General features: G+C 49.1%; 18 protein-coding genes. 8 read left to right on the top strand and 10 right to left on the bottom strand.

Going from position 1 to position 20185, the window contains the following annotated elements; genetic code table 11:
- The first annotated feature begins 5 nt into the window (after positions 1 to 5).
- Positions 6 to 2663, top strand: a complete 2658-nt coding sequence (acnA, locus tag A1sIA79_RS04000) for an aconitate hydratase AcnA (protein ID WP_095674933.1) — start codon at positions 6 to 8, stop codon at positions 2661 to 2663.
- Positions 2664 to 2677: 14 nt separating this feature from the next.
- A complete protein-coding gene (gene dxs, locus A1sIA79_RS03995; protein WP_095674932.1) occupies positions 2678 to 4594 on the top strand; it encodes a 1-deoxy-D-xylulose-5-phosphate synthase in 1917 nt (638 codons plus the stop codon).
- Here the strand turns inward: dxs and A1sIA79_RS03990 are convergent.
- The 5 genes from A1sIA79_RS03990 to A1sIA79_RS03970 are packed head-to-tail and all read right to left on the bottom strand — an operon-like array spanning position 4533 to position 10644.
- The gene (locus tag A1sIA79_RS03990) at positions 4533 to 6644 is read right to left on the bottom strand and encodes a 3-hydroxyacyl-CoA dehydrogenase NAD-binding domain-containing protein (protein WP_095674931.1); all 2112 of its coding nucleotides are present in this window, start codon (positions 6642 to 6644) and stop codon (positions 4533 to 4535) included. The genes dxs and A1sIA79_RS03990 overlap by 62 nt on opposite strands.
- On the bottom strand, positions 6644 to 7843 hold the full coding sequence (locus A1sIA79_RS03985; protein ID WP_095674930.1) for a thiolase family protein: 1200 nt from the start codon (positions 7841 to 7843) through the stop codon (positions 6644 to 6646). Before A1sIA79_RS03985 ends, A1sIA79_RS03990 begins: the two co-directional genes overlap by 1 nt.
- A 57-nt stretch (positions 7844 to 7900) precedes the next feature.
- Entirely contained in the window at positions 7901 to 8722 is an 822-nt protein-coding gene (efeU, locus tag A1sIA79_RS03980) for an iron uptake transporter permease EfeU (protein WP_095674929.1), read from the bottom strand.
- A gap of 55 nt (positions 8723 to 8777) precedes the next feature.
- Positions 8778 to 10067: an HRDC domain-containing protein gene (locus tag A1sIA79_RS03975; RefSeq protein ID WP_190277033.1), complete on the bottom strand. Its 1290-nt coding sequence runs from the start codon at positions 10065 to 10067 to the stop codon at positions 8778 to 8780.
- Complete coding sequence (locus tag A1sIA79_RS03970; RefSeq protein ID WP_223298320.1) at positions 10060 to 10644, bottom strand: DUF3000 domain-containing protein; 585 nt, start codon at positions 10642 to 10644, stop codon at positions 10060 to 10062. The genes A1sIA79_RS03975 and A1sIA79_RS03970 overlap by 8 nt, the downstream gene beginning before the upstream one ends.
- A gap of 71 nt (positions 10645 to 10715) precedes the next feature.
- Here A1sIA79_RS03970 and A1sIA79_RS03965 point away from each other — a divergent pair, with 71 nt between their 5' ends.
- Positions 10716 to 11558: a DMT family transporter gene (locus A1sIA79_RS03965; protein WP_095674928.1), complete on the top strand. Its 843-nt coding sequence runs from the start codon at positions 10716 to 10718 to the stop codon at positions 11556 to 11558.
- On the opposite strand, the gene A1sIA79_RS03960 is transcribed toward A1sIA79_RS03965, so the two are convergent.
- Positions 11559 to 12050, bottom strand: a complete 492-nt coding sequence (locus A1sIA79_RS03960; RefSeq protein WP_095674927.1) for a dihydrofolate reductase family protein — start codon at positions 12048 to 12050, stop codon at positions 11559 to 11561. It lies immediately after the preceding gene.
- Between the two features lie 92 nt (positions 12051 to 12142).
- Between A1sIA79_RS03960 and A1sIA79_RS03955 the strand changes: the two genes are divergently transcribed.
- Both A1sIA79_RS03955 and A1sIA79_RS03950 read left to right on the top strand, forming a co-directional pair.
- Positions 12143 to 13153, top strand: a complete 1011-nt coding sequence (locus tag A1sIA79_RS03955; RefSeq protein WP_223298319.1) for a C40 family peptidase — start codon at positions 12143 to 12145, stop codon at positions 13151 to 13153.
- Positions 13153 to 14310, top strand: coding sequence for a glycosyltransferase family 4 protein (locus tag A1sIA79_RS03950; protein ID WP_095674926.1), 1158 nt, complete (start codon positions 13153 to 13155; stop codon positions 14308 to 14310). Before A1sIA79_RS03955 ends, A1sIA79_RS03950 begins: the two co-directional genes overlap by 1 nt.
- Here A1sIA79_RS03950 and A1sIA79_RS03945 read toward each other — a convergent pair.
- Genes A1sIA79_RS03945 through A1sIA79_RS03935 form a run of 3 tightly spaced genes read right to left on the bottom strand, consistent with a single transcriptional unit; the run spans position 14303 to position 17280 of the window.
- The gene (locus tag A1sIA79_RS03945; RefSeq protein WP_095674925.1) at positions 14303 to 14920 is read right to left on the bottom strand and encodes a response regulator transcription factor; all 618 of its coding nucleotides are present in this window, start codon (positions 14918 to 14920) and stop codon (positions 14303 to 14305) included. The two genes, A1sIA79_RS03950 and A1sIA79_RS03945, sit on opposite strands and share 8 nt — an antisense overlap.
- The gene (locus A1sIA79_RS03940; RefSeq protein ID WP_095674924.1) at positions 14917 to 15489 is read right to left on the bottom strand and encodes a sensor histidine kinase; all 573 of its coding nucleotides are present in this window, start codon (positions 15487 to 15489) and stop codon (positions 14917 to 14919) included. The genes A1sIA79_RS03945 and A1sIA79_RS03940 overlap by 4 nt, the downstream gene beginning before the upstream one ends.
- 3 nt (positions 15490 to 15492) lie before the next feature.
- On the bottom strand, positions 15493 to 17280 hold the full coding sequence (locus A1sIA79_RS03935) for an AMP-dependent synthetase/ligase (protein ID WP_095674923.1): 1788 nt from the start codon (positions 17278 to 17280) through the stop codon (positions 15493 to 15495).
- 69 nt (positions 17281 to 17349) lie between these two features.
- On the opposite strand from A1sIA79_RS03935, the gene A1sIA79_RS03930 reads away from it, so the two are divergent.
- From A1sIA79_RS03930 to A1sIA79_RS03920, 3 genes are read left to right on the top strand one after another with little or no spacing between them, the layout of a single operon-like run.
- On the top strand, positions 17350 to 17784 hold the full coding sequence (locus tag A1sIA79_RS03930) for an SRPBCC family protein (RefSeq protein ID WP_095674922.1): 435 nt from the start codon (positions 17350 to 17352) through the stop codon (positions 17782 to 17784).
- Entirely contained in the window at positions 17785 to 18729 is a 945-nt protein-coding gene (locus tag A1sIA79_RS03925; protein ID WP_095674921.1) for an ROK family glucokinase, read from the top strand.
- 54 nt (positions 18730 to 18783) lie between these two features.
- Entirely contained in the window at positions 18784 to 19485 is a 702-nt protein-coding gene (locus tag A1sIA79_RS03920; protein WP_223298318.1) for a lysophospholipid acyltransferase family protein, read from the top strand.
- Here A1sIA79_RS03920 and A1sIA79_RS03915 read toward each other — a convergent pair.
- Positions 19482 to 20180, bottom strand: a complete 699-nt coding sequence (locus A1sIA79_RS03915; protein ID WP_095674919.1) for a PD-(D/E)XK nuclease family protein — start codon at positions 20178 to 20180, stop codon at positions 19482 to 19484. The genes A1sIA79_RS03920 and A1sIA79_RS03915 overlap by 4 nt on opposite strands.
- Positions 20181 to 20185 lie beyond the last annotated feature (5 nt).

Raw genomic sequence — 20185 nt, 5'->3', positions numbered from 1 at the left:
GCGTGATGAGTAAGAATTCATTGGGAACCAAGAAAAATCTCACTGTCGGCGGTAAAGATTTTGAAATCTTTGATATTTCAACGGTTGAAGGCGCCGCGAGTTTACCTTTCTCGCTCAAGATACTTTTAGAGAATTTACTACGCACTGAAGATGGCGCAAATATCACCATTGATCACATCAAGGCGCTGGCACAGTGGGACCCATCAGTCGAGCCAGATACGGAAATTCAATTTACCCCAGCACGCGTTGTGATGCAGGACTTCACAGGCGTTCCTTGTGTAGTCGACCTTGCCACTATGCGCGAGGCGATTGTCGATCTTGGTGGAGACCCAAGCAAGGTAAACCCATTAGCTCCAGCTGAATTGGTGATCGATCACTCTGTAATTGCAGATGTCTTTGGAACAAAAGATTCTTTTGAGAAGAACACAGATATTGAATACGAACGCAATCGTGAGCGCTACCGATTCTTGCGTTGGGGCCAAGGCGCCTTTGATGAATTTAAGGTAGTTCCACCGGGAACGGGCATCGTTCACCAAGTAAATATTGAGTACCTAGCTCGCGTTGTCATGACCCGGACTATCAATGGCGTGCTCCGTGCATATCCAGACACTGTTGTTGGTACCGATTCACACACCACGATGGTCAATGGGCTTGGAGTTCTCGGTTGGGGCGTTGGCGGCATCGAAGCAGAAGCGGCCCTTCTTGGTCAGCCAGTTTCAATGTTGATTCCACGCGTTGTCGGTTTCAAACTCTCTGGCCAGCTTCCTGTGGGCACAACTGCTACAGATATGGCGTTAACCATTACTGAGATGCTTCGCAAGCACGGAGTAGTTGGTAAGTTCGTAGAGTTCTACGGACCTGGCGTGGTCTCTGTCCCAATGGCCAACCGCACCACAATTGGAAACATGTCGCCCGAATACGGATCAACGTGTGCGATTTTCCCTATCGATGAAGAGACCCTTCGCTACTTGCGACTTACTGGACGAAGTGATGAGCAAGTAGCTCTCGTGGAACAGTATGCAAAGGCACAGGGCATGTGGCATGACCCATCTATTTCACCGCGCTTTTCCGAAAATATTGAACTAGATCTTTCAACTGTTGTTTCATCAATTGCTGGACCAAAGCGCCCGCAAGATCGCATCTCACTTACCGACTCAAAGAGTGCATTTTCTAAGATTCTTCCAACCTATTTCACTGACAAGACTGGAAAAGAAGCGTATCCAGTGCATGTGGGGGCTAACGACACAACAATCAAAAATGGAGATGTGGTTATTGCATCGATTACATCGTGCACAAATACATCTAATCCTTCGGTCATGATTGGCGCGGCTCTTCTTGCCAAGAAAGCGGTAGAGAAGGGGCTGACATCTAAACCATGGGTGAAAACCACCTTGGCTCCTGGCTCAAAAGTTGTTACTGATTACTACGACCGCTCTGGACTTACCAAATACATGGAAGCACTCGGATTTAACCTTGTTGGCTACGGATGCGTTACCTGTATTGGCAACTCCGGACCGCTGCCTATTGAAATCAGTAAGGCAGTCAATGAGAACGATCTTGCAGTCTCTGCGGTGCTTTCCGGAAATAGAAACTTTGAAGGGCGCATTAGCCCAGATGTGAAGATGAATTACTTAGCTTCACCACCTTTGGTAGTTGCCTACGCACTTGCTGGAACCATGAACCATGATTTTGAGAAAGATTCCTTGGGTATGGATAAAGAGGGGAAGCCAGTTCTTCTTAAAGACATCTGGCCAACTGAAGCAGAGATTCAATCAGTCATTGACTCTTCAATTTCCTCTGAAATGTTTACCAAGGATTATGCATCTGTCTTTGAAGGCGATCATCGTTGGAAGTCACTTGATACTCCAACTGGAAAGACATTTGATTGGGATCCGAAATCAACTTACGTCCGCAAGCCGCCATATTTCGATGGCATGCCAGCGCAGCCAAAACCAGTAACAGATATAGCAGGAGCACGAGTCTTAGCAATTCTGGGGGATTCTGTGACAACTGATCACATTTCACCTGCTGGAAATATCAAGGCTGATTCACCTGCCGGTAAGTATTTGGAAGACAATGGTGTGGAGCGTAAAGATTTCAACTCTTACGGCTCCAGACGTGGAAATCACGAAGTAATGATTCGTGGAACCTTTGCCAATATCCGCCTAAAGAACACACTTCTAGACGGTGTCGAAGGTGGATTCACTCGCAACTTCTTAGCAGATGGCGCGCAATCAACTATTTATGATGCATCTGTTGCCTATCAAGCAGCTGGAGTTCCTCTAGTAATTCTTGCTGGCAAAGAGTATGGATCAGGTTCTTCCCGTGACTGGGCGGCAAAAGGAACAGCGCTACTTGGTGTACGAGCAGTAATTGCGGAAAGCTTCGAAAGAATTCACCGCTCTAACTTAATTGGCATGGGAGTTCTTCCGCTTCAATTTATTAACGGACAGAGCGCGCTATCACTTGGTATCAAAGGTGATGAGGTCTTTGCCATCACAGGAGTGGTAGCACTTAACAACGGCCAGGTTCCAAAGGAAGTCACCGTCACAGCGGGGGATATCACCTTCACAGCAAAGGTGAGAATCGATACACCGGGTGAGGCAGATTATTATCGCCACGGCGGCATCATGCAGTATGTGCTGCGCCAACTGCGTGGCTAATCTAGACTGGGCCGATGCTTGAAACGATAAAGAGCCCAGCCGATCTTCAAGGGCTCTCCTATGAGCAGCTGACTGAACTCAGCGCTGAGATTCGTCAATTTCTTATTACCAAAGTTTCAAAGACTGGTGGCCACCTTGGACCCAATCTTGGCGTTGTGGAACTCACGATTGCAATCCACCGGATATTTGATTCTCCAAAAGATGTAGTTCTCTTTGATACCGGTCATCAATCATACGTTCACAAAATTCTTACCGGCCGCGCTGATCAATTCGATGGCCTGCGCCAACGTGGCGGAATAGCCGGTTATCCCAACCGCGCTGAGAGTGAACACGATGTGATTGAAAATTCACATGCCTCTACCGCACTCTCATGGGGCGATGGAATTTCTCGTGGATTTGCCATCACCAATCAAATCGATCGCAGCGTTGTAGTAGTTGTAGGTGACGGTGCACTTACTGGCGGAATGTCATGGGAAGCCCTTAATAACATTGCAGCGTCAAATGATCGAAATCTTGTCGTTATTGTCAATGACAACGAACGTTCTTACTCACCAACTATTGGCGGCCTAGCTACATATCTAGCAACTCTTCGAGTCACTCGTGGCTATGAGAAGTTCCTTGATTGGGGCAAAGAGGTACTAACAAAGACCCCGGTTGTTGGAAATCCAATTTATGAAACTCTTCACGGAATGAAGAAGGGGATCAAAGACATCATTGCGCCACAAGGAATGTTTGAAGATCTTGGTCTTAAATATGTTGGCCCTATTGATGGACATGATTTAGTTGCGATGGAGCGGGCGCTGACCCAGGCAAAAGAGTTTGGTCAACCAGTATTAGTTCATGTGATTACTGAAAAAGGTAAGGGTCATCAACCTGCCATTGAAGATCAGGCTGAGAAGTTCCACGCCGTGGGCGTTGTTGATCCCGAGACCGGAACTCCGCTTGGCAAGTCAACAACCAGCTGGACCAATATTTTTTCTGAAGAGATGCTCGCAATCGGTGAAGAGCGCGAAGATATTGTTGCCCTCACAGCGGCAATGCTCGGGCCTACTGGCCTAGATAAGTTCCAAGAGAAGTTTCCGATGCGCACTATCGATGTGGGAATAGCTGAACAACATGCTGTCACCAGCGCAGCCGGACTGGCATTTACCGGTCTTCACCCTGTCATTGCTGTGTATTCAACATTTCTCAATCGCGCCTTTGATCAACTCTTACTCGATGTTGCACTCCATAAGGCCGGTGTCACTTTTGTACTCGATCGTTCTGGAGTTACCGGAGATGATGGACCTTCTCATCACGGAATCTGGGATCTAGCACTCACCGGAATCATTCCAACAATGCGGGTAGCCGCACCGCGCGATGCCTCACGACTACGTGAAACTTTGCGCGAAGCACTCGAAGTCAGTGATGCACCTACTGCAATTCGTTTTCCGAAAGGTGCAGTCACCAAAGACATTCCGGCCTTCGAACGACGCGATGGTGTGGATGTGCTCTACCGAGGAGAAAGTGCCGACGTACTTCTTGTCAGTATCGGTGCCATGGCAGCAATTTCGGTGGAAGCCGCCTCACAGGCATACCGTGAAGGTGTGGGCGTGACAGTTATTGATCCGCGCTGGGTGAAGCCAATCCCAGAGTCACTTATTACTATGGCACGTCGCTATAAGAGCGTTGTTGTTCTAGAAGATGGCATCAAGCGCGCCGGAATTGCAAGTTCAATCTCGGAAGCATTTCGCGAGGCAGGCCTGAACGTCGCTATTCACAGCATTGGCATTCCGCTTGAGTTTATTGAGCACTCAAAGCGATCAGAGATTCTTGATGACCTTGGAATTAACGCCCAGCGGATTTCACGCGACATCGTCGCATGGAACTCTACTGTGGAAGAGATGCAATTCCCGGAGCATGAAAACGTTGACCGCACACAGAATCGCTAATTCCTTCACGATCTAAGTACGGCAAAATTCCACCTAAGTGCATCGGCCAACCGGCTCCCATCAACATGCAGAGATCAATCTCTGCCGGACTAGAAACCACACCTTCATCGAGCATCATCCGCGCTTCTTCCGCTAACGCTTTGAGTGCACGAAGTCGTACTTGCTCAGCTGTTGATGGCGCATCACCCTTGTGAACCAGGGCAAGAGCAGCCGGGTTGGCGCTAAATGTGCCATCGTCGTTTTTGAGATAGAAAGTCTTTACGCCTTCTTTGACCATCGCCTGCATTGTGGGGGAGATGCGATATCGCGGTCCTAGATTTGCATGCAGTGTTTCGGCAACGTGTACAGCAACACCCGGACCAACAAGACCTAATAATTCAAAGGGCGACATTGGAAAGCCGATGCTGCGCATCGCATTATCAGCTACCTGCGGATCAGTTCCCTCATCAACTGCGTCGGTGATTTCTCCCATGAAGCGTGTGAGTAAACGATTGACGACAAAGCCCGGAGCATCTTTGCAAATAATCATCGTCTTTTTCAACTCTTTGCCAATACTGACGGCAGTTGCAGTAGTTGCATCATCGGTATGAGTTGTGCGAGCGATTTCAAGAAGAGGCATCACCGCAACTGGATTAAAGAAGTGAAAACCAACTACTCGTTCTGGATGTTCTAAGCCTTCGCTCATGGCTTGAACTGATAGCGATGAGGTATTTGTGGCCAGCACGCATTCTGGTCCAACAATCTTCTCCAATTTTTTGAAGAGCTCTTGCTTAAGCGTTAGCTCTTCAAAGATCGCTTCGATGACAAAGTCACAACCCGCAAAGACACTTTGATCTGCAGAACCGCTGATGAGCAAGGCAAGACGCGCGGCAGATTCTGCGTTCATGCGCTTTTTCTCGACCAACTTAGTTAATTCAGCCTTTACCCACGCCACACCTTTATCAGCGCGCGCTTGGTCAATGTCGGTCATGACAACGGGACATTTAAGGTTGCGAAGAAGAAGCAGCGCTAGTTGGGAAGCCATCAATCCAGCACCGACAACGCCTACTCGAGCAACCTTTCGTGCTAGCGCTGGCTTTGGCGCCCCTTCAACCTTTTTACGCTTCTTTTGAATGACATTAAAGGCATAGAGGGAGGCACGTAATGGATCTGACATCGTCAGATCTGCCAGCGCTTGATCTTCGGCATCAAAACCAGCACCACGGGAATTGGTTTTGGCAGCTTTGATGAGCTCTAGCGCCTTAGTAGGTGATGCCATTTCTGCGCCACCATATTTCTTCAACGCAGTTGCGCGACCAGCAGAAAGTGCAGCATCCCAAGCCGGGTCTGCTGAGTAATCTTTTCGCTCAATATTTTGCGCTCCATTTAACATGCGAGCTGCAAAGGAGACCGATTTTTCTAAGAAATCTGCCGGTTCGTAGACGGCATCCACAACACCGAGTGCCAGCGCATCCTTTGCTTTCATCATGGTGTTGTTATTGAGTGAATTACCAATAATCACCTGCACCGCACGTTCTGGTCCAATTAACTTAGGAAGAATGGTCGCACCGCCCCACCCTGGAACGAGTCCGAGGAATACTTCTGGTAGCGCGGTAAATGCGGTGGTGGCAAGTGTGCGGTAATTACAGTGCAGTGCTATTTCTAGACCGCCACCAAGGGCTAACCCATTAACGAATGCGAATGTTGGAATTCCAATCTCATCTAAACGCCGAAAAACATCGTGGCCCAGCTTGCCAATGGCCACTGCTTGATCGCGGGTATTAAGAAATGCTAGGCCTGAGAGGTCAGCGCCAGCGGCAAAGATAAATGGCTTTCCAATAATTGCAATCGCAGCAGGTGTGCGAGCGGCGGCATCAGTGATTGCAGCATCTAAGGCCAACAGTGATTGTGGTCCGAGGGTGTTGGGGCGAGTGTGATCGAGTCCGTTATCAAGTGTGATCAAGGCAAGTGAACCCTTAAAGCCAAATGGTGTGAGATCCACATCGCGCACTAGCGATTGGGTAATGACTTCTTCCGGTGCACCTTCCGGAAGGGTAATTGCGGTAGCCATTACTTAGTCCCTCCTGTGTAATGTGGATTTTCCCAAATAACAGTTCCACCCATTCCTAAACCAATACACATCGTAGTAATTCCATAACGAACATCTGTTTTCTCTTCAAATGTGCGAGCTAAATTAAGCATCAGGCGCACACCTGATGAGGCAAGTGGATGGCCAACAGCGATGGCGCCCCCGTAAGGATTCACACGCGGATCATCATCTGCAATTCCAAAGTGATCTAGAAATGCCAGTACTTGCACGGCAAATGCTTCATTGACTTCAAAGGCTCCAATATCTTCAATCTTAAGTCCAGCTTTATTAAGTGCTTTGATCGTTGCTGGAACCGGTCCATATCCCATTACTTCTGGCTCAACGCCGGCAAAGGCGAAAGTGACAAGCCGGGCCTTAATGGAAAGTCCAAGTTCTTTTGCTTTAGCTTCACTTGCGAGCAACGCAGCAGTAGCACCATCGTTGAGACCAGATGAGTTTCCGGCAGTGACGCGACCTGCTGGGCGAAACGGAGTTTTCAGTCCAGCTAGACCTTCAATAGTTGTTGTGGGGCGAGGTGATTCATCAACAGTTGCAATACCCCAACCAGTCTCAGGATGACGGGCCGCCGTTGGAATGAGATCTCGCTGAATCTTTCCATCTGCATATGCCTTCGCAGTTTTCATCTGAGAATTAAAGGCATAGGTATCTGCCCGCTCTTTTGTTAAATGTGGGAAGCGATCATGTAAGCGTTCTGCCGTTGCTCCCATGGCAAGTGCATCTTGTTCCACCAACTTCTCAGCTAGGTAACGCGGATTAGGATCCATGAGTTCACCCATTGGATGATTTCCCATATGTTCAACACCGCCAGCGATTGCAATATCTATTGCGCCCATCGCTATAGCGCCGGCAATGGTGGTTGTTGCAGTCAGTGCACCGGCGCACCAGCGATCGATGGAGTAGCCAGGAACAGTTTTAGGAAGGCCAGCAAGGAGGGAGGCGCTGCGACCAATATTCATTCCTTGATCACCAGTCTGGGTTGCAGCCGCGATGGCAACATCGTCAATGAGTTCGGGGGAGAGTTGGGGATTGCGCTCGAGTAGCCCGCGCATCGCTCGCACCATTAAGTCATCTGCGCGAGTTCCTGAATACATGCTGCCCGCTTTTCCAAATGGAGTGCGCACTGCATCAACGAGGACAACGCTATGGAGCTGGGATGTCATAGAACTTCCTTTACCTGGTGAGTATGAAGCTAGGTTACTCGCCAGTAGAAAAAAGCGCTACGCGTTGGCGGGAGTATTTACCTTCTTAGCCGGGGCGAGGTAGAACCTCAGCGTCAAGCCAATGTAGGTGAGCCATCCGGCTAGTTGTAGCCACGATGTTGTGGTGTCAAAACCGATCATTCCACCCAAGAGCCCAGCAACAAGTGACTCCTTTGGCATCCAGGAAGTAACGTCCCAGACAAATGCATCTGGGCCAGGAAGAATTCCGAACTCTTGGAACTCGTGAATACCGTAGGAAAGAACTCCAGCTGCAACAACTACGAGAGCCACACCAGAGTAGGTAAAGAACTTTCCGAGATTGAGTTTAATTGAGCTCTTGTAGATTCCGATTCCAAGTCCGATAGCAAGTGCTAAACCAAGAATTAAGCCCAGGGTCGCACTTGATACAGCGCCCACTGTCTTAAAGTTTGTATAGAGAAATAGTGAAGTTTCCAGGCCTTCGCGAGCAACGGCGAAGAAGGCCGCAAGTGCCAGTGCGATAGAACCTGCACCAATCGCTGATTCAGCCTTGTTCTGCAGTTCATTACGAAGTCCGCGAGCAGCACGCTTCATCCAGAAGACCATCCAGGTTACGAAGCCAACAGCTATGAAAGAGGTTGTTCCCGCAAAAAGCTCTTCCCCACGTGATGAGAGTTCGGCAGATGTGTATGACAGGAATGCGCCAAAGGCGAGACTGGCCACGATCGCAACTGCCACACCACTCCAGAGCGCGCGCAAATGGCGCTGGCGCCCAGTCTTGACTAGGTAGGCAACCAAAATACCGACGATGAGTGAAGCTTCTAGCCCTTCACGAAGGGCGATGATGAATGTACTGAGCATGGAATGAGAATAATTGACTCCCCATATTTACGCAACTCCTATGTTGCGTAATTCATCACTCTTCAGCCGACTCCGAAGTGGGTTCTGCCTCGGGCAGCTCCAGGGCGACGGTCTCCAAAAGGGCCGCCTCAAGGACGGGAGCAGCTATCTCGGCCTGCCAGCGACGGGCACCCAGCGCTTGCAAGGCCTCCTGCACAGAGCTGTTTAGGGGAGGCGACCAACAGATGCGGCGCACGAGTTCCGGGCTAATCAGATTCTCAAGAGGGATCGAAAGCTCCTCGGCCTTGGCAGCAAGGTTAAAGCGAGCATGTGAAAGCGGGATGAATTTTTCAGGAAAACGTTCGCGCCAGAGTTTAATCGGCGGCAAGGTATCGCTTTTAGAACGCGCCTCTGGCCACTGATCTTCTGGCAACTCCATTGCAGTGGTGATTGATGTAATCCATATGGCTGCATTCTCTAACCAGCGCGCTCGCAATCCGAGCGGGCGCAAGATCTTCTCCAGATGTTTGCGATTTGTAATAGGTGACTTCTCGGCATTCTGCGCCAACTCAGTAATCGCGGCATCTGATAACAATCGACTAGGTGAGACATCTGCGCCCCGCGCAATCTCATCCCGCGCCTGCCATAACTCGCGCACTATCGCCATCTGCAGTCGCTTCTTAATTTTATGCATTCCAGAAGTACGACGCCATGGATCAATACGAGGGGCCGGCGCAGGAGCAGAAATGATTGCGGCAAAATCTTCCTCGGCCCATTTCCATTTCTTTGCATCTACTAAGAGTGCATGGACTTTATCGCGCAGTTCTACCAGAAGTTCCACATCAAGTGCTGCGTAGTTAAGCCATTCTTCCGGCAATGGGCGCTTAGACCAATCAGCTGCCGAATGTTCTTTGGCTAGTGATACCCCCATCAATGATTCCAAAAGTGGCCCTAGGCCAACGCGGGCAAGACCGGCAATACGTCCGCCAAGTTCGGTATCAAAGAGAATTTGCGGATTTATGCCTAATTCACGCAGACAGGGAAGATCTTGGGTACTTGCATGCAAAATCACTTCTTCTTCTGCAATCAAATTATTGAGTTCGACAAAGCATCGATGACCAGGACCAAATGGAATAGGGTCGATCAGATGCAATCCGCCCCCTGTGCGTTTTATCTGAATCAAATATGCGCGCGCACTGTATTTAAAGCCCGATGCACGCTCTGCATCAAATGCATATGGTCCGACCCCTTGCGCAAGTGCGGCTAGCGCCGCATCAAATGCTTGCTCGGTTTCGATGATTGCTGGAACTCCTGCTGCGGGATGCAGTAAGGCGATAGCGGCCGGCGTCTGTTCTTCTTCAGGCACGACGTCTTGCTGAACCAATTGTGGCAACACCTTCTGGAAGCGGTGGCAATCCGGCGACTTCCGTCATGAGATTGCACCAGGCCTGCACGTGCGGAAAGATTTCTTCAATCTGAGAAATAAGTGGAGTCCACGAAGCTCTGATCTCAATTTCGGAATCGCTATTGCGAGGAGATAACTTTCCAAAGGAGGCGCTAGAAACTCGAGTGACGGTTCCACTCGGTGCGTTGAATTGCGCGCCCGTTGCTCCTAAGCAATCAAGTAACCAGTTCCAGCCAACTTCAGGAAGTAGTGGGTCTTCTTGCATTTCGCTATCAACGTCGGCTCGCATAAAAGTAACGCAGCGAAAGTCACCTTCCCAGGTTTCTTGTCCACCTGGTTCGTGTAAGACCACAAAGCGGCCTGATGCAATTTCATTCTCGGCATCACCCGTAAGGCCATTTGAAATATCTGCTGTGAATGCAAATGAGTATGTGGCCAATTTCTGTGGTGCCGGTACTTCTTCCAGAATGATTTCTGCTCGAGGAGTGAAGGTACGAAGAAGTTCAATCATTTCATTAAAGGCAATTGGCGACTTCACTGCTCAATTCTAAAGTTTGTCCTGCGGTTTACCCGGGAGGCTAAGCCGATAGCCCGGTAGAGTCTGCCCTCATGGCCAGCATCCTCGCTCTCTTCTCGAGCGTTTTATGGGGAAGTGCCGATTATCACGCTGGCAGATTAAGTAAGAAATTTCCAACGATCGCAGTTCTAGCCGTTACTCAGGCAATTGGCTTTATTACTGGCGTTGTACTCGTTCTTGTCAGTCGCAGTTGGGATGCAGAGCCATTTGGAAGCGGGGGATATTTACTACCTGGAATGTGTGCCGGCATTTTTGGTTATCTCGGACTCATTTGTTTGTATGCCGGACTTTCAACTGGCCGCATGGGAGTTGTTTCACCCATTAGCTCCCTGAGCGCATTGATTCCACTTGGCTACGCGCTCTTCGTTAAAGGTGATCAGCTATCTACGATTGTCAGTATTGGAGTATTCATTGCAATGCTCGGTGGATTCCTGGCAAGTGGTCCGGAAGTTTCGCAGGGCCTTCCGTTAAAGCCAGTCCTCTTAGCCTTAAGCGCAGCGGTCTTCTTCGGTAGCGCACTGGTCTGTATGGCAATTGGTTCCGAGAGCAGTGCGCTGATGACCATGACAACGATGCGCACAACGACCCTGCTTGTTGGGATCACACTCTTTCTTCGTTATCGCCACGTTGGTGGATTAGGTAAGCCTGAACTACCAGTGCTCATCTTTATCGGAGTCGCAGATTTTGTGGCGAATTTGCTGTTGGGGGTTGCGACAACCAAGGGGTTAGTCTCTATTGCAATGGTGCTTGGTGCGCTTTATCCGATAGCGACCTCGTTACTGGCCTTCTTATTTCTTCATGAGAGATTACACAAGGTTCAGTATTTCGGAATAATTTTTGCAGTCCTAGGAGTTTCTATTATCTCCGTCTTTTAATTACTTCGATGCTGAGATGAATCTCGTCCCATCGATTACTTTCTCTTCCTGTGTTGTGAAGACTTCCAATAGCGCATCAATATCGACTCTCAATTCTCCGCCGGTGATGCTGGTAATACTCAGTTCCAGTTGGTCAATTTGGCCGGCGGCAATAAGTTCACTAATCATTGTTGCCCCGGCTTCAACATGAATACGAGGCCCAAAAGTCTCTATAGCTTTCACTAGCCCGGCTACCGGTGAAAGGTTCCATAGGTGGGCCAGTGGATTACTCGCTAATGGATTATCTAGTTGATGTGAAATCACCACTACCGGAACTGGTGTGCGAAGGTATGGCTCAGTACGCGCAGTGTTTCCACCGATGAAGATGCAATCAGCTAATCTGCGATGTTCAAGAAATTGCGCCCGATCGGCGCCACTGGTGACCCCCTGCGAAGTGCCGCCTTTTGTGGTCGAGCCATCTGCGCCTACTACCAGCGTTGCGATCACAGCCATGAGCGGAGAATATTCTTTTTCTCACACGATTATCATGGATATTCCACGCTTAAAATTGAAAATCAGCAATGAGGGGCATTAGCCTTTGAAACATGAAGAAACCGATGAGCGCTGCCACATGGGGCACCTCGTTAGCCATTCTTCTCTCCATAATTCAAGCGCCCACCTCGCAGGCGGCCCCAACTCTGGCGCAAGTGCAGGCACAGGTCATTCGTTATGAAGAGGAAGCAACCGCTGCGGCAGAAGGTGCGCAAGAAGCGAAGGTGAAATTGAATTCACTCACTCGAAGCCTTGCCGGCATTCAGGCGCAAGCCGAAATTCAAGCAAAGACAGTGGATGCAATTTCAAAGACGTTAGGTGCGATCGCTATCGATCAGTACAAATCTGGAACGATAAGTCAGAGCCTTGAACTGCTCTTCTCATCTGATCCTTCGCTCTATCTCTCATCTGCAGGCTCGCTAGAAGCAATCACGCGACAAAAAGGAATTCAGCTACGAAAGTTTCAATCAGCGGAACAGCAACTCAACGCCACCTCGCTCACAGTCAGTGATCGCCTAGCTCAGGTAAAGGCGTTGCAGAAAAAGTTGGCCGAGAAGAGCGCGCTAGCAACAGCCAAATTAGCTCAGGCAGAATCAGTATTGGCAAAACTAAAGAAGGAAGATCGCGAGCGACTAGCGAGGTTGGCGCAAGAGCGTGAAGATGCCGATCAAGCTTCTTCATTGAAGGCGGCAAGGAGTGCTGCCGGGGTATCAGGCCGTGCTGGGCTTGCAATTAAATTCGCTTTTAAACAAATTGGCGACAAGTATGTATTCGGTGCCGACGGGATGATCTACTGGGATTGCTCAGGATTAACGATGCGCGCATACCAAACGGCCGGAGTTTCACTTCCACATTCTTCAGCGGCGCAATCTCGTATGGGTAAATCAATTCCTTTTAGTCAAAAGAAGCCAGGAGATTTAATGTTCTTCGGCAGACCAGTCTCACACGTTGGAATTTATCTAGGTGGCGGCAAGATGGTCCATGCGCCTCGTTCCGGATCGCGTGTGAAAGTTGCAACGACCGATATGGGACGTAAGCGGCTGGTCGCAATACGCCGGTTCTAATGCTTGAAAATAGATTAGAACATCCACAAATACTCTGTATCACAAATGACTTTGGACCTCGCGCTGGAGGAATTGAAACTTTTATTATTGGATTGATTCAGCGCTTGCCCAAGAATTGCGTCATCGTCTACACCGCTTCCCAAGCGGGTTCTGCGCCCTTTGATGCGATGTGGCTACACGATTATGGCGTCGAAGTGATTCGAGATCCTTCCAAGGTATTACTTCCATCGTTTCGGGTGGGAAGGAAGGTAAGAAAGTTAGTTCGTGAGCGCGACATCAAAACTGTTTTCTTTGGTGCAGCTGCTCCCTTGGCACTTCTTGCCCCGGGACTTCGTAGAGTTGGAGTGAAGAAAATTGTTGCACTCACCCACGGACATGAAGTCTGGTGGTCCAGACTCTGGCCATTTTCCTGGGCTATCGCCCGAATTGGGCGCGCAGTTGATTCACTTACTTATCTAGGAGATTTCACGCGGGGAGAAATCGCCAAGGCGTTAGCTCCTGGCGATGTTGCAAAGCTAGTTCGCATCGCACCGGGAATCGACACGGATCATTTCACACCGCGCAGTGATGCCCGAGAACTTCGGGAAAGTTTAGGGCTTGGCAGTAAGACGGTAATTGTCAGCGTGGGGCGCCTGGTGCACCGAAAGGGACAAGATGTCTTGATTGCGGCGATGCCAGAGATCATCGCAGCTATTCCTGATTCCCATCTGCTCTTCATTGGCGAGGGTCCATATAAGAAGGAACTTGAGAAACGGATTAAGAAACTAGGTTTAGAAAACCGAGTTACTTTTGTTGGTCGAGTTCAGTACTCGGAGCTACCGCAATATATCTGTATCGGAGATGTCTTTGCCATGCCATCTCGTTCCCGCCTTGCTGGACTTGAAGTTGAAGGACTAGGAATTGTTTACCTTGAGGCGAGTGCATGTGGATTGCCCGTCATTGGCGGAATCTCTGGGGGAGCACCGGATGCAATTTTGCAAGGTGAGACGGGTTTTGCTGTCGATGGAACATCAGCGCATGAGGTTGCTCTGGCTGTGGTGAAAGTACTTGCAGATAAAGAGTTAGCGCAGAAACTAGGAATACGCGGACGGCAATGGATTATTGAAAAGTGGCAATGGCAGATCTGGTCAGAGCGGTTTAATCAGCTACTTAAGTAAGTCCAGTGACACGTGCTTTTTCAATTGCCTGCAGCCGACTGTGCACATCTAATTTGCGATAGATGCTGGAAAGATGGGTCTTGAGGGTCGCCTCTGTGATGAATAGCGAAGAGGCTAGCTCTGCAACCGGGGCAGCCTTGTGAAGTTGTGTGAGAATTTGTAGTTCTCGTTGCGATAAATCAAATTTATCTCGCTTTCGCTCTACGGTTTTCACAGTCTCACGAGAGGAAAAGGAAAGCGGTGCAACCAGAGAGTGATCTATTGCGGCCAGGATTTCAAGAAGCGGCGCGGATTTATTCAGATATGACGAAGCACCCGCCTTCATGGAAGCGAGAAGAAAGTCATCGTGTTCATTGAGGGTCAGAACAATGATGGCAATCGTCTGTGATATCGAACGGGCCCAAGAAACTATCTCTAAACCACTTCCATCGGGAAGATTGATATCAACAACGATGACATCAGGATTCACTTTCGCCATCTGGGCAAACGCCTCTGACTTTGATGCCGCTTGAAATATGGAGAAATCTTCTCGTCTTTCTAGCGCGGCACAAATTCCGGCTCGAACGATGGCATGGTCATCAATAACTAGAACCCGGATTGAGGTGCTCATACTGAGATTGAAATATGAGTGCCGTCTCTATCTTCAATGATGCAACTTCCGTTGAGAGCCTGAATTCGTTCTGTGATTCCTTGCAGCCCCCAACGGTTCTCTTTCATCACTGCGCCACCATTTCCGTTATCACTTATCTCTAGGTAGGTGTGATTGTTGACCCAGTAGAGCTTGATGAGAATGAGGGTAGCCCCAGAGTGGGCAACGATGTTTCGAAGGATCTCTGATGCCACTGCCAATAGTTCACTTTGCGCAGTGGCATCTACCGCTACCTCCTCAATCTCAAATGAGATCTCCATCCCAGCGCAAATTTCTTTCGCATACCTTTGTAGGAGCAAGTGAAATGGATCTTCGGAGTCTTTCCGCAGTGCAAGAATTTCATTGCGAACTTTGATGATCAGAGAATCGATATGTAACCGTGAGGCTCGAACCTGATTTCGTGAGAGTTCACTCAACTTCGAATCAGCCATGATGAGATCGAGTTGATAGCCAAGGCCAACTAAATCTTGCGCAATTCCATCGTGTAACTCCCGAGCAATACGTAGTCGCTCGGGAGTATTAGTAGCCACTAATTACTTTGTAAAGAGCGCTGAAATTTCAGCAGCAAATTGCTGGGCAATGATGTGACGCTTAAGCGAGAGTTTTGCTGTGAGCTGTCCACCTGCGATAGTGAAATCAACTGGCAGAATCGTAAACTTGCGAATTGATTCCGCCTTCGAAACTGCCTTATTTGCTTCATCGACAGCTGTTTGAATGACCGCAATTAAATCGGGGTCATTTCGCAGCGACTCGATTGTTGCGCCAGTCTTTGCATTCGTTGCAATCCAGCCTTTGAGCATATCTTGGTCGATAGTTATCAGAGATGCGATAAATGGTTGGTTATCTCCGACGACCATGCATTGACTGATAAGGGGGTGAGCGCGAAGACGATCTTCCAGAACAGCTGGCGCCACATTCTTACCACCGGCAGTCACAATGATTTCCTTCTTGCGGCCGGTGATATAGAGATAGCCATCTTCATCAAGGCGACCAAGGTCGCCAGATCTAAACCAGGCACCGTCGAAGACCTCTTCATTTGCCGCATCGTTCTGCCAGTATCCACGCATCACGATTGGTCCGCTGATGAGAACTTCGCCATCGTCTGCAATCTTGATGGAAGTTCCAGGAATTGGTTTACCTACTGAGCCAACGCGAAGAGAATTGGTGAGATTTAAAGTAGCTCCAGCGGTAGTTTCGGTGAGTCCGTAACCCTCTAGAACTGTCACGCCTGCCCCACGATAGAAGTGTCCGAGTCGTTCACCCAGTGGTGCGCCACCAGAGATAGCTGCTTCAACTGCGCCACCCATACCGGCGCGAATCTTTGAATACACAAGCTTGTCGAAGAGTGCATGCTTGAGAGTCAGAAGTGGATTAAAGCCACCTTTATCTTTGCTCTCGCTATATGCGATAGCTACATGAGCAGCTGCTCTAAATATCTTTCCCTTACCGGCAGCCTCTGCGCGCGCCTCGGCGCCGTTGTAAATCTTTTCAAAGATGCGTGGCACAGCAAGTACGAAGGTTGGCTTAAAGGATGCTAAATCTTGCGGTAGTCGACCTACCGGATCACTGCAATGCGCTAGGTGAAGTCCGGCATGGATCGAGCCAATTTGAACCATTCGACCAAAGACGTGTGCGACCGGTAAGAAGAGCAGGGTAGAGCCACCTGGTTTCTTAAAGAGATCACTTGCCGCCTCAACAACATTTCCACACTCTGCCAGAAAGTTTGAGTGAGTAATTTGCACACCTTTTGGACGTCCGGTTGTTCCGGATGTGTAGATCAAAGTCGCAAGTGTGGTTGGCGCCAACGAATTGCGACGACGTTGGATTTCTTCATCGGTGATCTGCGCCCCTGAATTACGGAGCCCTGGAAGAACATCATCTGTCATGACCCAGACGTGTTTTGTGTAAGAAGGAAGAACTGGCGTGACAAATTCTTTTAACAATGGAGTTTCAACAATGATTCCAACTGCTCCAGAATCTTCTAGAATCCATTGCACTTGTTCGGCAGAGGATGTTTCATAAATAGGAACTACCGAGCCACCGGCATACCAAATTGCGAAATCTAGGACGGTCCACTCATAACGCGTGCGCGCCATGATTGCTACCCGATCACCAACGGCAATTCCGGCAGCGACCAAACCTTTTGCAGTGGCGCGGATTTCTACTTCCAATTCCTTCGCAGTCATTGGTTGCCATCCATCGCCAAGCGGACGCGAGATTGTGATTCGCTCCGGTTCGGTTCTTGCGCGGTCGGCGATGAGATCGGTGAGATTTCCGGTGGTTGCAGCGGGAATAATGGCGGGTGTGGAGACTAGATTCATGGCTCTAACGCTATATGGCAGATGCCAGAAATGGGAAGATGCTTTTCAAATAATTGATAGCCTTTGACCATGTCTGAGAAAAGTTCTTCCACGATAGTCATCGATGCCCCACTCGCCGACGTACAGGCAGCCCTATTTGATATCGCCACTTATCCCGAATGGCTCACCTCCATTAAGAAGGCCGATGTCTTAGAAAGTGATGACCAGGGACGGGCGGTCAAAGCCAAGCTCTCCATCGATGCAGGCATGATGAAAGATCGCGTCACTCTGGATTATGACTGGAGTGCGGCCCCTGCGAGTCTGTCATTTACTATGGATGAAGCCGATCTACTCACGCAAATGGATGGCACTTATTTCATTAAAGCGTTAGATGAAGATTCAACGCAGGTAACGTATGAACTCACTGTTGCAGTCTCGCTTCCTGTGCCAGCAATGATGATTACCAAAGCACAGCAGCAGACAATTGATGCAGCACTGAAAGAGTTAGCTGCGCGAGTTTCCTAGATGGGTTACACGGTAGGCATCGACATCGGGGGAACGAAAGTTCTTGGTGGAGTTGTCGATGAGACAGGTGCACTCATTAAACGAGCACGCAGAGATACACCTGCCGAAGGTGGAGTAGCACTCACGCAGGCTATTGCAGATGTTGCGCTAGAACTCATGAAAGATTCCGAGATTGAATCAGTTGGAGTCTCGGTTGCCGCCTTTATCTCCGCAGACCGCAAGACAATTCTGGCCACGCCAAACATTAAGGATTGGAATGGGGTCAATCTTGATTACGAACTCACCTCGCGTATTGGGCTACCGGTAGTCATTGAAAATGATGCCAACTCCGCCGCTTGGGGTGAATTTAAATTTGGTGCAGGTCGCGGTAAAGAAAATATCTTGATGCTCACCGTTGGAACCGGAATTGGTGGCGGAATCGTAGTAAATAGCAATCTCCTTCGGGGATCATTTGGTATCGCCGCCGAGATTGGACACTTACGCATTGTGCCAAACGGCCTGCTTTGTGGCTGCGGCGCTTATGGATGCTTTGAACAATATGGTTCAGGGACCGCACTTCTTCGACATGCACGCGAAGCAATACAGGCACACCCTGATCGCGCTAGCAATATTCTTAATCGTGGTGATGGCTCGATTGAAGGAGTCAAAGGCAGTGCAATCACCGCAGCTGCGGGCGATGGCGATGAACTCGCGCTCTCAATTTTTGAAATAACTGGAGATTACATAGGAGCAGGAATCGCATCCCTTGCTGTCATTCTTGATCCAGAAGCAGTAGTTATTGGTGGGGGAGTAATTGATGCAGGAGATATTCTGCTCAATCCGATTCGCACCGGGATGGAGAAGTACATGCCTTTTGCAGGAAAACATCCACATCCGCAAATCATTGGTGCACAGTTGGGTAATGAGGCTGGATTAGTCGGAGTTGCCGACCTTGCGCGCATCTAGAGCGCCCGGCTGGACGTTTTACACAATAGAAGAGATTCGCGGTAAATTACTTCGGTGAACAACCTTCCTTACGGAACGCTCCGTGCGTTCCTGACTCCCTTCTTGATGTTGTTGTTCAGACCAAAGGTAAAGGGTCTACGTAACGTTCCAGTTTCCGGACCCCTCATTCTTGCCTCCAACCATCTCTCCTTTAGCGATTCCATCTTCATGCCCTTAGTTGTTCCACGTAAAGTAACTTTCCTTGCTAAGAGTGAATACTTCACTTCCCCTGGACCTAAGGGATTCATTAAGAAGCTGACCTTTATCGCACTTGGACAAGTACCAGTAGATCGCTCGGGTGGACGGCGCAGTGAGGCTGCCCTGATTACTGGACTGCAAGTTCTTTCGGCCGGCAACTCACTGGGAATTTATCCAGAAGGAACTAGGTCTCCTGATGGTCGCTTATATAAGGGCCGCACCGGAATTGCCCGCTTGGCAATTGAATCTGGCGCACCAGTGATTCCAATCGCAATGTTTAATACCGACAAGATCCAACCGACGGGAAAAGTTGTTCCCAAGGTGATGCGGGTAGGAATTACGTTTGGCGAGCCGATGTATTTTGAAGGCGATTCAACTGACCTTCAATATTTACGTGAAGTCACAGATCAAATCATGAAGCGAATTCAACAGCTCTCTGGGCAAGAATATGCGGACACTTATGCAGTGAAAGTGAAGAAGTCTAAAGTCAAGGACGAAAATAGCGAAGAGAGCGATTAATCGATCTGCAGCTCTGAACGCTTAAGTAAGTAGTTACAAACATTGCACTCCGCACCGGAATCGGGCATCCCACCTTCGATTGTTGAAATGAGCTCTTCTAGAAGTGCGGTAAATGTTGCGGTGTCACGTTCGACCGGAACATAGTGTTGGTTAACTCCAAAGCCGTGAGAATTCGAGGCAAGTTCACTTGCAGATGTCTCTGTTACTCCAGCTAACTTCCAAATCAGCAGCCCCATGGAGGTGACAGGAAATGGCTTTCCCTTATCTGGGTTCTCTAGCGCATGTGCATATGCTTCAAGTTGCGGGGCATAAAACGGCCCATTATCGCGATCTGAATCAGAGACCTTGCAATCAATAATTCCAACAGTGCCATCTTCGTAATGACCCAAGAGGTCATAAATTCCCAATATCTTCCAACGTGTTTCAAAGCCATTGATTTTTATGGGAGCACTCTTTACCCACTGCCCCCATTGCTTTACTACACCGGGCTTTAACGTGGGAGAAATATCTGGCATTGATGCGCGCCGGAAATGCTCTTCTTGCGAATCTGCCAGTGGTTTGACAAGTGGAAACTCTTTCTTCAGATCGAATTTAAACCAGTACTTAAGCCAGAGACATCGTTTGCACGTTGATAATCCGAAGGTGAGATCAGATGGAGCAATCGTGTCGCGGGCAGGAACCTCTGGTTTATTCATAGCGA

The sequence above is a fragment of the Candidatus Planktophila versatilis genome (assembly GCF_002288105.1).
Lineage (GTDB): Bacteria > Actinomycetota > Actinomycetes > Nanopelagicales > Nanopelagicaceae > Planktophila > Planktophila versatilis.
Note: the sequence above shows the minus strand (reverse complement) of the source record. Positions and strands in the feature narration are given on the sequence as shown.